Raw genomic sequence first — 13,107 nt, forward strand, 5'->3', positions numbered from 1 at the left:
AATGGATGATGGTGATTCATGAATTCATTGGTTCATTTGATTACCTGATTAATTCCTGTTGAGAACTGCTGATTGTCAATTGCCAACTGCTTAAAAATATGGAGGAGGTATAATGTAAGATGGATGATGGTGATTCATGGATTCGTTGGTTCATTTGATTACCTGATTAATTCCTGCTGAGAACTGCTAATTGTTATTCATTTTCATCTTCCATGCTCCATCATCCCTTTTCCATCTCACATCATCCATCTTACCTCTCCCATCTTCCATCCCTCAAACATTCTCTCATTCAATCATTCAATTTTCCCTATCTTCATCCCATATTCAAAATCCTGTTTAATGCAACAAAAGAAGCAACTTTCACTATTCGATTTATCCATGATTGTGGTGAGTCTGGTTATTGGAATGGGTGTATTCCGTACGCCTGTAAACGTAGCGGCGAAAGCACAAATTCCGGAGTTATTTTACCTGGCCTGGTTTATTGGGGGCTTTGTGGCTTTTTGTGGTGCTTTAACCTATGCCGAAATTGGTTCGCGTTTTCCTGTAACTGGTGGATATTATAAAATATTTTCGGCGGCTTATCACCCTTCCATCGCTTTCGCTATTAATTGTATCGTTATTATTTCGAGTGCTGCATCCGTAGCGGCAATTTCAATTATTGGGGCAGAATACCTGAGTAAAATTATCTTACCTGTTGATAAACAAACTGAAACCTATCGTGTTGCTATAGCCATCACCACAATTTTGGCTTTCTATTTTATTAACCTGCTCGGCCTAAAAGCGAGTTCCAAGACACAAAACGTATTAACGGTAATTAAAATCGGAATGATTTTAACCTTAATCTGTGCTATATTTTTCGGCGGACAAACACAAACCGTTACGCCTGTTTTTAAAACAGTAAGTGGGGCAATGCCAACCTGGTCTGATTACGGGAAAGCATTAGGCTTGTGTTTAATTGCTGTTTCTTTCTCTTACGCGGGTTATGCACAAACCATCAACTTTGGGGGCGAGGTTAAGGAAGCAAAAAAAGTAATTCCCCGCTCGATTATTATTGGTTTAACTATAATAGTGATCCTTTATCTGGCCATCAATTATGTGTATATAAAGGTTATCGGTTTCGAAGAATTAAAAACAGCAGAAAGTATAGCGGCGATACTGGCCTCGAAAATATTTGGCCCTGCTGGCTTTAATGCCCTTTCTGTCATTATCTTTTTCTCGGTAATGGGTTATGTAAACGTAAACCTGTTAAGTAACCCGAGGGCGATGTTTGCTATGGGCGAAGAAGGTGCGCTTCCCAAAATATTCAGCAGGATGAATAAAAAAACCGAGGTAATAACCATCAGCCTTAGCGTTTTTACTTTAATCGCGGTGGTGATTATATTTTATGCCAAAACTTTCGACAAGATTTTAAATTATACCATTTTCTTGGAAAGCATCAGTATGGCCAGTTCTGCCGCAACGATTTTCATCCTTAGAAAAAGAACGGCACATCTTGATAAAAAAACCATCTACACTGTTCCTTTATATCCTATATTGCCTATTATTTTTATTGCTGCTTATACTTTCGTGGCCTTTAGCATTTATGCCGATGATCCGAATGCAGCGCTAAACGGATTATATATTTTTGCAGGCTTTCTGGCGATTTATTTTGTAAGCAGGTGGTTTAATAAAAAATAGTACCGGCGGATCGTCATTCCCAACTTGATTGGGAATCCTAATGCGATAAGCTTTAAGATTCCCGCCTGCGCGGGAATGACGCCAGCGCTTTGGAACTTGCCAAAGGCAGAACTAAGTAAAATAAACCTGATTGGAATGAACATCCCGATTTTTCATCGGGATAAAATGGAAAGCAGGACTGATCTAACCGATTGACACTGAAACCTGCTTTATAAAAAGCATAAAAAAATTTTAAATAATTAATGAACAAAACACTCTCCTTAAAACAAGAAATTGCTTACGCTGCCGGTATGATTGGTTGGAGCACGATGACAAACATTATCATCGTCATGCTTCCTTATTTCTATCTTCCGCCAAGTAATGCAGGTTTACCGCCCTTGGTTCCACAACTTGTTTTATTGGGTGCATTTAATATCCTTTCCATTATTGCCGCCTCTGGCAGATTGGTTGATGCCATTTACGATCCCTTCATTGCTTCTAAAAGCGATGCCAGCACCAACAAAAATGGCCGCAGAATGCCTTTTATGAAATGGGCTATTATTCCCGCCATGCTTTTCTGCGGACTTGTTTTTTATCCCATCCAAAAAACAGAGAGCCTGCACAATGCCTGGTGGCTTACCATTACGCTTTGCTTATTTTTTGTATCGGTTACCACTTATATCATTCCATATAACGCTTTATTGGCCGAAGTAACCAATACGCCAAGGCAAAAGGTTAAACTGTCCAGCTATCAGCAGGTTGGTTTTGTAATTGGCATTATTTTATCGGCCTGTACCAACAACTTTGCCGACCTGGTTGAAGATAATTTCCATGTGGCCAACCGCAGCGAAGCTATTCAGATTGCCATATGGGGTTTATGTATTTTATCGGGCCTGGTGATGTTATTGCCGGTTTTTTTCATCAACGAAAAAGAGTTTTCAGTGGCTAAACCTACCCATGTACCTTTATGGCCAGCCATTAGGAGTACTTTTAAAAACAGTAATTTTAAATATTACCTCATATCTGATTTTGCTTTTTATACTGCCTTAAGCATCATCTCGAGTGGTTTATTGTTTTTCTGCACGGTTTTACTAGGGCTGCCAGAATCAGAGGGTGGAAAATTTATGGGTGCCATGGTTTTGGCTTCCCTGCTGTTTTATCCCCTGGTTAATTTTGGCTCGGCTAAAATTGGCAAAAAACCTTTTGTGCTGCTTGCCTTCGCCGTACTTTGTTTGATCTTTGTGACCATCTTCTTTTTGGGTAAACTACCTTTTGGGCCACATACGCAGATTTACATTCTAGTATTGTCCGCTTCGTTTCCTTTGGCGGCCCTTGGCATTTTACCCACGGCTATTTTGGCCGATATTGCCCAAAGAGATACTTTAGAAACAGGTGAAAACCACGAGGGCATGTTTTTCGCCGTGAAATACCTTTTTGTAAAACTCGGACAAACCTTGGGTATCGCTATTTTCGCCATGCTTACCATTTATGGCAAAGACCCAGGTAACGATTTTGGATTACGCCTGAATGGAATTGTAGGCTTCGGACTTTGTTTAATTGCGCTGTTGTTTTTCAGTAGGTTTAAGGAGGAGAAGTAGTTTGGAGCTTGGCATTGAACCTAGAACATTCATCCAACATCTTCCATCTTACCTCACCCATCTTACATTTCGCCTATCTCACATATTTTACCTATCTTTGCCGCCGAAGCAGGAATAAGGGCTTGCCATTCTGAATGGCATATTCTCTCCGCAAGTTAGTCCTTCAACAAATGATTGTTCTAGCTTCTTCGATAAATATTACACAGAAACATACATGTTATTCAAAGAATTAAACCTCATTGAGCCGATTCTAAAGGCCCTTGAGACCGAAGGTTATACACAACCTACACCGATACAGGAGCAATCCATCCCAACAATATTAAAAGGCAAAGATTTATTAGGCTGTGCACAAACCGGAACCGGAAAAACAGCAGCCTTTGCCATCCCGATGTTGCAGTTACTGCACGAAAAACACATTAATACCAAAGCTACAAAAAACATAAAGGCATTAATTTTAACGCCAACACGTGAGCTTGCCATTCAGATTGAAGAAAGCTTTAAAGCTTATGGCCGTCATTTAAATTTACGCCATTTGGTAATTTTCGGTGGGGTAAATCAACATTCCCAGGTAGAAGCTTTAAGAAAAGGTGTTGATATTTTAGTCGCCACTCCAGGCCGTTTATTAGACTTAATGAACCAGGGTTTTATTAGCTTAAATACCATCGAACTTTTCGTATTGGATGAAGCCGACCGTATGCTGGATATGGGCTTTATTCACGATGTGAAAAGAGTAGTAGCTAAATTACCGGCTAAACGTCAGACTTTATTTTTCTCGGCAACCATGCCTGATGAAATCCAGAAGCTGGCAAATACCATTTTATCTAGTCCGACAAAGGTTGAGGTTACCCCTATTTCGTCGACGGCAGAAACGATTGTTCAGTCGGTTTATTTTGTGGATAAGCCCGATAAGAAAAAATTATTGATCCATCTGTTAGAAGATAAAAATATTCAAACGGCACTGGTTTTTACCCGTACCAAACATGGTGCAGACCGTATTGTTAAGGATTTAGCGCATGCCGGAATTAAAGCGGCCGCTATCCACGGTAACAAATCTCAAAATGCCAGACAAAGGGCATTAACTGATTTTAAAGACAGAAAAATCCGTGTTTTGGTTGCTACCGATATTGCAGCACGTGGTATTGATATTGATCAGCTATCGCACGTTTTCAATTTCGAATTACCGAACATTCCTGAATCATATGTACATAGAATTGGCCGTACCGGCCGTGCTGGTGCAAACGGTATTGCAATTTCTTTCTGTGATGCAGAAGAAAACGAATACTTACTTGATATTCAGAAACTGATTAAAATTACCTTGCCTATTGTTGACGATCATCCTTACCCGTTAAGCTGGGAAAGTATGCTGGCCAAAAATCAGGTTAAACGCAAACCACAAGCACAGTCAAAAGGCGGAGGTGGCAAAAAAGGTGGTGATGGCAATATGAGCGGCAAACCACGTAACGCCAGTAACAACAGAAGATTTGGTGGAAACAGGAAAAGAGGCGAAAGATAATCGCGGTCGTCATTCTGAACTTGTTTCAGAATCTTACTTACAAAATAGATGCTGAAATAAATTCAGCATGACGTATCTTATAAGTGATAACAAAAAACCCGATTTGCAAAACGCAAATCGGGTTTTTCTGTTTTAAGGGAAGAGAAAGGAAAACCCTAAACCTTAGGCCTTATACCTTTCACCTTTAAACTACGACATTAATAATCTTTCCTTTAACAAAAATGATCTTTTTGGGTGCTTTTCCGTCTAAAAATTTCTGGAAATGCTCATCAGCCAATAAAATGCTTTCCACTTCTAGTTGAGCCAGGGTTAAACTCAAGTTCAGGTTCATTTTCATTTTACCGTTGATTGAAACCGGATAGGCAAACTCATCTTCTACTAGGTACTCCGGCTTAAATGTTGGGAAAGCAGTATAGGATAAAGTTCCTGCTTCATTACCTAATAATACCCAAAGTTCTTCGCAGATGTGTGGTGCATAAGGCGAAAGGATAATCACCATATCTTCCAAAATCTGACGGTTTTTGCATTTCAGATCAGTTAACTCATTTACTGCAATCATGAAACTCGATACAGAAGTATTGAACGAGAAACGCTCGATATCATCCTGTACTTTTTTGATGATTTTATGCAACGATTTCAATTCAGCTTTTGTAGGCACAGCATCGTTTACATGGAAAGTCCAGTCTTCGTTGTGGAACAAACGCCAGAATTTACGCAGGAACTTAAATACACCTTCAATACCGTTCGTATTCCACGGTTTACTCTGCTCTAAAGGACCCAAAAACATTTCGTACATCCGTAGCGTATCAGCACCGTAACGCTCAATCAAATCATCCGGATTAACTACATTGAATTTTGATTTCGACATTTTCTCTACTTCAACACCACAAATGTATTTCCCGCCTTCAAGAATAAATTCTGCGTTAGCATACTCTTCTCTCCAGGTTTTAAACTTAGCGATGTCTAAAGTATCATTTTCAACAATGTTCACATCAACGTGTAATGCTGAAGTTTTGTATTCTTTTCTTAATCCAGCTGAAACATAGGTATTAGTTGGTTTTCCGTTCTCATCGTTGATACGGTAAACGAAATTACTCCTCCCCTGGATCATGCCCTGGTTAATCAGTTTTTTGAAAGGTTCTTCTTCTTTGGTATAACCCAAATCTTTCAAAAATTTATTCCAGAAACGGCTGTACAATAAGTGACCTGTAGCATGCTCAGAACCACCGATGTATAAATCAACATCTTTCCAGTATTCAACAGCTTCTTTTGAAGCAAAATCGTTCTTGTTATTGGCATCCATATAACGATACCAGTACCAGCTGCTTCCTGCCCAACCCGGCATGGTGCTTAATTCGTAGTGACCACCATCTTTAGGCACCCAATCTTCAGCCCTGGCCAAAGGCGGTTCGCCTGTTTCGGTTGGCAAATATTTATCAATTTCAGGAAGTAACAAAGGCAATTCTTCTTCATTAACCAGATAAGGTAATCCATCTTTAAAATAAACCGGAATCGGCTCACCCCAATAACGCTGGCGACCAAAAATCGCATCACGCTGACGAAAGTTTACTTTTGCTTTTCCTACTTTTTCTTCTTCCAACCAGTTATTCAAAAACGAAACGGCTTCTTTATATTCCATTCCGTTAATAAAACCCGAATTAATATATTTTCCTTCTTTTGTTGGGTCTGCCTGAATATCTATATCCTTTTGTCCGTCTAAAATCTGGATAATTGGCAAATTAAAGTGTGTAGCAAATAACCAATCGCGTTGATCGCCGCTCGGAACACCCATTACGGCACCGGTTCCATAACCTGCCAACACATAATCAGCAATCCACAACTGCACACGTTCGCCGCTAACGGGATTAATCACATAGGTTCCCGTAAAAGCACCAGATACTGTTTTGGTATCGGCCATACGGTCTAATTCCGATTTCTTTTTAGTTAAAGCAATGTAATTTGCAATATCCTGTTTTTGTTCAGGAGTAGTCAATTCAGCAACCCACTCATGCTCCGGCGCCAAAACCAGATAAGAAACACCAAAAATAGTATCAACACGAGTGGTAAAAACTTCAATCTGTTTATCGTTTCCTTCTACCTGAAATTTAACTGATGCCCCAACACTTTTACCGATCCAGTTGCGCTGCATTTCTTTGATCGGTTCTGGCCAGTCGATGGTATCTAAACCTTGTAAAAGCCGGTCAGAATAAGCCGTGATTCTCATGCTCCACTGCATCATTTTCTTTTGCTCCACAGGAAAACCGCCGCGCTCAGAGAAACCGTCTTTCACTTCATCATTAGCTAAAACCGTTCCTAATGCCGGGCACCAGTTTACGGTACTCTCACGAAGATAAGTTAAACGGTATTTTAACAATTCAATCTGTTTCTCTTCATCGGTAAAGGTTGCCCAATCGCTCGGCATAAATTCTTTAGTATCTTCATCACAAACAGCTTTAACATCAGCCGTACCAGAAGCGTTGAATTTTTCGATCAAAGTGGTAATATCTTCTGCCCTGTCGTTTTCGATGTTGTACCATGAGTTAAACAACTGCATAAAAATCCACTGCGTCCATTTGTAATAGGAGGGCTCGCTGGTGCGCACTTCTCTACTCCAGTCGAAAGAAAAACCAATTTGGTCTAACTGCCTGCGATAGGTTGCAATATTAGCATCGGTGGTTATAGCAGGGTGCTGTCCGGTTTGTATGGCATATTGCTCTGCAGGTAATCCGAACGAATCGTATCCCATGGGGTGCAATACGTTGAAACCCTTAAGGCGTTTATATCTCGAAAAAATATCTGAGGCAATGTAACCCAGTGGGTGACCAACGTGCAGGCCTGCTCCTGATGGATAAGGAAACATATCTAACACATAATATTTTGGTTTTTCAGAATTGCTTTCGGCTTTAAACGTTTGATGATCTGCCCAAAATTTCTGCCACTTTTGTTCTATTTCTTTGAATTGGTAATCCATTGCCAGTTTTAAATTTTTAAAGGTGCGAAAATACGGAAATTAAGGGGCTTAAAAAAGCAGATTCGGGATAATATTTTGCCAACAGAAATGCAGAATCAGAAGAAGTTAAGGGTAAAACCTCAGCTTCTTTTGTGTAGTTAGATATCATCTGATGCTTTATGCCAAATAAACGTTTTGCTAAATATTTATCATAATAAACAATTTTAGCTCTATTACCCGACGAGATCGTCACCCTGAATTCATTTCAGGGTCTATCTTGTGGGAAAGATGCTGAAATGAATTCAGCATGACGAACCTAAGATTCAAGATAAAAAAATGCGCCATTGATGTTAAAAACCAATGGCGCAGCAAATAATCGGGGGATTAAGATCTTATCTTGATAAAGAATATACTTTAGTAACGTTTGTCTTATCGATTTTAGCAGTAAACTCTAATTTATTTGCCGTAATACTGTTTACTTTACAATAATTCAAGCCGTCATTAATATCCATACTGAACTGATCAGAGTAAATGATCACATAAGTTCCAATTGTTCTGTTGCCAGATAAACTCAACTCTACCTGATCATCATTATTTGATTTGTAGTCAACATAATCACTTGTTGTACCATAGGTAACAGTTCCATTAATCTTTTTCGGATCTTTCAATGTTTCTTCAGCAGTATAGCCAGAAGTTACAATTTTATTTAACGTCCATTTCCCTAACATCTGGGCTTTTAAAGAAGTATCATCTTTCTTGCAGGAAACAATTGTAGAGGCGATAAATAAGAATAGGCTTAGAATAGTAATTTGTCTTTTCATAGTTAAATTTAGTTTTAAGATATCCATAATTAACGCCGTTTCAACAAATTTCGTACCGCATTTCGAAAAAAATCAAATTTTGTTTAAGAACTTAATCCTCAAACTAAAAGCTAATCGTGTACGTTAGTATTCATTTAGCAATCATTAATTGGTGTTTATCAGGTATAATTTATATTTTCGCAGAAACAAAAATGAAATACATGGAAGAATTCGAAGTAAGTGATGCATCTAAGAAAACCAAAACCGTTTATATCTCTACTATAATCAGTATTGCCTTGGTTTTACTAATGCTGGGGCTACTTGGTTTGGTACTTGTACATGCCAAAAACCTCTCTAACTACGTTAAAGAAAACATCGTTTTAAACATTATTGTTGATGAAGGTGCCAAAGAAGCCGATGTTTTAGCCTTCCAGAAAGAGTTAAATGCAAATCCTGCAGTAAAACAAACTCAATATGTAAACAAAGAGCTTGCTGCAAGAAATTTAACGCAGGATTTAGGGGAAGATTTTGTTAACTTTTTAGGATACAATCCACTAACTTCTACCTTCGATGTGTATTTAAAAGCAGAATATGCGAACAATAAAAGCATCGATGCCTTAAAAGCGAGTATTTCTAAAAACCCTGTAGTGAAAGAGGTGGTTTACCAAAGTTCTTTAATTGACATGGTAAATAAAAATATCAGCACCATTGGTTTAATTATTTTAGCCTTTGCTGCGCTACTACTGATCATTTCTATTGCCTTGATTAACAACACCATACGATTAGCAATTTACTCGCAACGCTTTTTAATTAAAAGTATGCAGCTGGTTGGTGCAACGAAAAACTTTATTCGACGTCCTTTCTTATTGTATGCTGCTTTGCATGGCTTAATTGCTGCATTTATTGCTATCATTATTTTATTGGCAACTTTAATATATGCACGTAAAGAAGTGCCGGAAATTATTATTTTAAATAACTACCAGGAATTCGGCTTCGTATTTATAGGCCTTTTAATAGTGGGTATTTTTATAACAGGTATTAGTACATGGTTTGCAGTAAGCAGGTATTTACGTTTAAAATCTTATCATCTTTATAGATAATGGCAGAAAAAAAAACAGGTCCGGTTGTAAAGGACGTTAAAAGCGAATTGGTTTTTACCAAAAAAAACTACCAGTTATTATTGATCAGCATTGCAATTGTTGCGGTTGGCTTTATCCTGATGATGGGTACCACTGGTGATATTTATGACTTCAGAAGAACTTTACTGGCACCAATAGTAGTGTTAGCAGGTTTTGCTTTTGGCATCTATGCGATTTTAAAGAAATAATTTTTGGTATTAGCTAAGGTGTTTTTTTAACTTTATAATATGACCACAACAAATTTGCATATCGAAATAAATTCGCTTCCCCTAAACCTTAGGCAGGAAGTCGCAGATTTTGTTGAATTCTTAAAAGCAAAGCACAAAAATAAGCCGAAGTTAAAAGCGCGCGAATTCGGATACGCAAAAGGTAAAATCAAATTGGCTGACGATTTTGATGAGCCTTTAGAAATGTTTTCTGATTATATCTAATGGCCTACTTATTAGATACGCATACCTTTTTGTGGTTCGTGGCTGGAGATGATCAACTTCCGGTTTCAGTAAAGGAAAAGCTATCTAATATAAACGAGTCTTGTTTCTTAAGCATTGCCTCACTTTGGGAAATTGCAATCAAAAAACAAATTGGAAAACTCAATTAAAAATTGGCTTTGATGAATTGTTTCGGTTTGCAGAAAGAAATCAGATCGAGATCATCTCTATTAATGAAACGCATCTTACTACATTATTAAGCCTTGAATTTCTTAATAATGATCCTTTTGACCGCATTATTGTATCACAGGCAATTTCAGAAGATTTAATCCTGATCTCGAGAAACAAAAAATTAAAAAACTACAAAGTAAAATTACAATGGGACTAGCCCATTAATCAAAACATATGAACTCTTTTGAAGCCATTGTCCTTGCTATTGTTGAAGGATTAACTGAATTTTTGCCTGTATCGAGCACCGGACACATGATTATTGCCTCATCGTTAATGGGCATTGCATCAGAACCATTTGTAAAACTTTTTACCATTGCCATCCAATTGGGTGCAATACTTTCAGTACTAGTACTCTATTTCAAGAGATTCTTCAAATCAATAAACTTCTACATTAAATTATTAGTGGCATTTATTCCTGCGGCAATATTTGGCTTGCTATTAAGTAAAAAAATAGATGAATTATTGGAAAGTCCGATGGCTGTTGGCATTTCGCTCTTAGTTGGTGGCATTATCTTATTATTTGTTGATAAATGGTTTAACAAACCCACTATCAATGAAGAGGAGGAAGTAACCTATTTAACGGCATTGAAAATCGGTTTCTTTCAGTGTATTGCCATGATACCAGGCGTATCGCGCTCAGGCGCAACTATTGTTGGTGGTATGAGTCAGAAATTAAGCAGAAAAGTTGCCGCAGAATTTTCATTCTTCCTCGCAGTACCTACTATGTTTGCTGCAACAGCAAAAAAACTATACGATTTTTACAAAGAAGGGCACAGCATTACCCATGAGCAGACTAACCTTTTAATTATCGGTAATGTGGTTGCTTTTATAGTGGCACTTTTGGCGATAAAAAGCTTTATCGGGTACTTAAACAAAAATGGGTTTAAAGTTTTTGGATGGTATAGAATTGCTGCCGGCTTAATTATTATTATCTTGTTACTGAGTGGCCACAACTTACAAATTATATAATCTGCAGGCATATTAACCACAAAGCCGAACAGATTAAGTTGTATCATAAAACAATTCTCCTAGGGTTATGTCATGTTGAGCCTGTCGAAACACTTTGAGAGGTATTTAAATAAGTCCTTTGACAAGCTCAGGATGACAAATCCGTAATGATGACAGAATCTTATGCTTTTATCTGTGGTTAAAAAAACTTAAGTAAACGACATTGAATCTGTATCTTTGCGCAAAAAAGATTTGTGAGTAACGAAAATTCAAAATTTAAAGACTTCAATTTTGCTGAAGGCGAATTGCTCTTAATTAACAAACCATACAAATGGACTTCATTTGATGTGGTGGGCAAAATCCGTAATTCTTTAAAGCCATTAAAGCTAAAGGTTGGTCACGCCGGCACTTTAGACCCCCTTGCAACAGGACTTTTAATTATCTGTACCGGCAAATTAACCAAGCAGATAGACACTTTTCAAGCGGAAGAGAAAGAATATACTGGAACCATGATTCTGGGCGCTACTACCCCATCATTCGATATGGAAACAGAAGTAGATCAAACGTTCGACATCAGTAATATTAGTGAAGACGAAATTTATGCCGCCTGTAAACCTTTTATTGGCGATATAGAACAATATCCACCTGCACACTCTGCAGTAAAAGTAAATGGCGAGCGTTTATACGTAAAAGCAAGATTGGGTGAGGAAGTTGAACTGCGTAAACGTTTTGTGAGTGTTCCGGAATTTGAAATTACACGGATCGAACTACCTGAAATTGATTTTAGAATCGTTTGCAGCAAAGGCACTTATATCCGCTCTTTGATATCTGATTTTGGCAAAACTTTAAACAGTGGCGCCTACCTTTCTAAACTTACCCGTACCCGAAGCGGAAACTTTTTGCTTAAAGATGCGTTTGAGGTATTAGAACTTGTTAATTATATTCGTAGCAAGAAAGAAGAAGCTAAAACTGAAGCAGAGGCATGAACCGCATCAAAAACAGGAACATCAGATTTATAAAAGAAATTCTTTTAATTATTGCAGGTGTAACCTCGGCATGTTTTGGCCTAAAAAGCTTTTTAATGCCCAGTCATTTTATTGATGGTGGTGTTACCGGTATTTCCCTTTTGTTAAGCACCTTAACAGGCTGGAATTTATCATACCTTATTGCCATTATTAACATTCCATTCGTTATTTTAGGTTACAGGCAAATTGGTAAAGGTTTCGCGCTTAAAACGGCCATCGCTATTGGGGCCCTCTCCCTGGCTTTAATTTTCCTGCCTTTTCAGCCCATTACGCACGACAAATTGCTTATTGCATTTTTTGGTGGTTTATTTTTGGGTGGAGGAATTGGATTGGCCATGCGTGGCGGCTGTGTAATCGATGGAACAGAGGTTTTAGCCCTTTATATTAGTAAAAACAGCATTTTAACTGTTGGAAATATTATCCTCATTTTAAATATCATTATTTTCTTTTTCGCTGCCTATTTCTTAAACATCGAAACAGCTTTATATGCTATTTTAACCTATCTATCAGCATCAAGCACTATCGATTTCATTGTAAACGGCATAGAACAATACACCGGTGTTACCATTATTTCAGAACACCAGGAAGCCATAAAGGGATTCATCATTAACGAAATGAAACGCGGCGTGACCATTTATAAAGGTGAAGGTGGTTACGGAGAACAAAAAGATATCGATATTATTTTCACCGTTGTTACCAAACTAGAAATGAGCAAATTGCAAACCGCTATCCGACAGATCGATTCGGATGCCTTTGTCATACAACAACAAATTGCCGATTTAAAAGGCGGGGTAGTAAAACGCCATGCCTTACATTAAT

12 protein-coding genes are annotated in these 13,107 nt (G+C 38.1%); 10 read left to right on the forward strand and 2 right to left on the reverse strand.

Translation table 11 applies throughout. From position 1 onward, the window contains the following. Positions 1-339: 339 nt before the first annotated feature. The 3 genes from AC04QZ_RS19720 to AC04QZ_RS19730 all read left to right on the forward strand — a co-directional run bounded on the left by AC04QZ_RS19720 (position 340) and on the right by AC04QZ_RS19730 (position 4,767). On the forward strand, positions 340-1,677 hold the full coding sequence (locus AC04QZ_RS19720; protein WP_478359156.1) for an APC family permease: 1,338 nt from the start codon (positions 340-342) through the stop codon (positions 1,675-1,677). A 242-nt stretch (positions 1,678-1,919) separates the two neighbouring features. Next, positions 1,920-3,254 carry an MFS transporter gene (locus AC04QZ_RS19725; RefSeq protein WP_478359157.1) on the forward strand — a complete coding sequence of 445 codons (1,335 nt, stop codon included), beginning with the start codon at positions 1,920-1,922 and terminating at the stop codon, positions 3,252-3,254. A gap of 214 nt (positions 3,255-3,468) precedes the next feature. Then, the gene (locus tag AC04QZ_RS19730; protein WP_086547621.1) at positions 3,469-4,767 is read left to right on the forward strand and encodes a DEAD/DEAH box helicase; all 1,299 of its coding nucleotides are present in this window, start codon (positions 3,469-3,471) and stop codon (positions 4,765-4,767) included. A gap of 184 nt (positions 4,768-4,951) precedes the next feature. Here the strand turns inward: AC04QZ_RS19730 and leuS are convergent, their stop codons facing one another. After that, on the reverse strand, positions 4,952-7,738 hold the full coding sequence (gene leuS, locus AC04QZ_RS19735; protein WP_478359158.1) for a leucine--tRNA ligase: 2,787 nt from the start codon (positions 7,736-7,738) through the stop codon (positions 4,952-4,954). Positions 7,739-8,109: 371 nt separating this feature from the next. Next, entirely contained in the window at positions 8,110-8,538 is a 429-nt protein-coding gene (locus AC04QZ_RS19740) for a lipocalin family protein (protein ID WP_478359159.1), read from the reverse strand. Positions 8,539-8,738: 200 nt separating this feature from the next. Here AC04QZ_RS19740 and AC04QZ_RS19745 point away from each other — a divergent pair, with 200 nt between their 5' ends. From AC04QZ_RS19745 to AC04QZ_RS19775, 7 genes are all read left to right on the forward strand, one after another. Further along, a complete protein-coding gene (locus AC04QZ_RS19745) occupies positions 8,739-9,617 on the forward strand; it encodes a cell division protein FtsX (protein WP_029275800.1) in 879 nt (292 codons plus the stop codon). Continuing rightward, positions 9,617-9,844, forward strand: coding sequence for a DUF3098 domain-containing protein (locus AC04QZ_RS19750; protein WP_029275801.1), 228 nt, complete (start codon positions 9,617-9,619; stop codon positions 9,842-9,844). Before AC04QZ_RS19745 ends, AC04QZ_RS19750 begins: the two co-directional genes overlap by 1 nt. 39 nt (positions 9,845-9,883) lie before the next feature. Further along, positions 9,884-10,087 carry a type II toxin-antitoxin system VapB family antitoxin gene (gene vapB / locus AC04QZ_RS19755; protein ID WP_086547624.1) on the forward strand — a complete coding sequence of 68 codons (204 nt, stop codon included), beginning with the start codon at positions 9,884-9,886 and terminating at the stop codon, positions 10,085-10,087. Between the two features lie 184 nt (positions 10,088-10,271). Next, positions 10,272-10,472 (forward strand): PIN domain-containing protein, encoded by a 201-nt coding sequence (locus AC04QZ_RS19760; RefSeq protein ID WP_478359160.1) that lies wholly within the window; start codon positions 10,272-10,274, stop codon positions 10,470-10,472. A 17-nt stretch (positions 10,473-10,489) separates the two neighbouring features. Next, on the forward strand, positions 10,490-11,284 hold the full coding sequence (locus AC04QZ_RS19765; RefSeq protein WP_478359161.1) for an undecaprenyl-diphosphate phosphatase: 795 nt from the start codon (positions 10,490-10,492) through the stop codon (positions 11,282-11,284). A gap of 233 nt (positions 11,285-11,517) precedes the next feature. Further along, positions 11,518-12,249 (forward strand): tRNA pseudouridine(55) synthase TruB, encoded by a 732-nt coding sequence (gene truB / locus AC04QZ_RS19770; RefSeq protein ID WP_478359162.1) that lies wholly within the window; start codon positions 11,518-11,520, stop codon positions 12,247-12,249. Beyond that, on the forward strand, positions 12,246-13,106 hold the full coding sequence (locus AC04QZ_RS19775) for a YitT family protein (protein WP_086547627.1): 861 nt from the start codon (positions 12,246-12,248) through the stop codon (positions 13,104-13,106). The genes truB and AC04QZ_RS19775 overlap by 4 nt, the downstream gene beginning before the upstream one ends. Position 13,107 lies beyond the last annotated feature (1 nt).

Source organism: Pedobacter folensis, assembly GCF_056490665.1.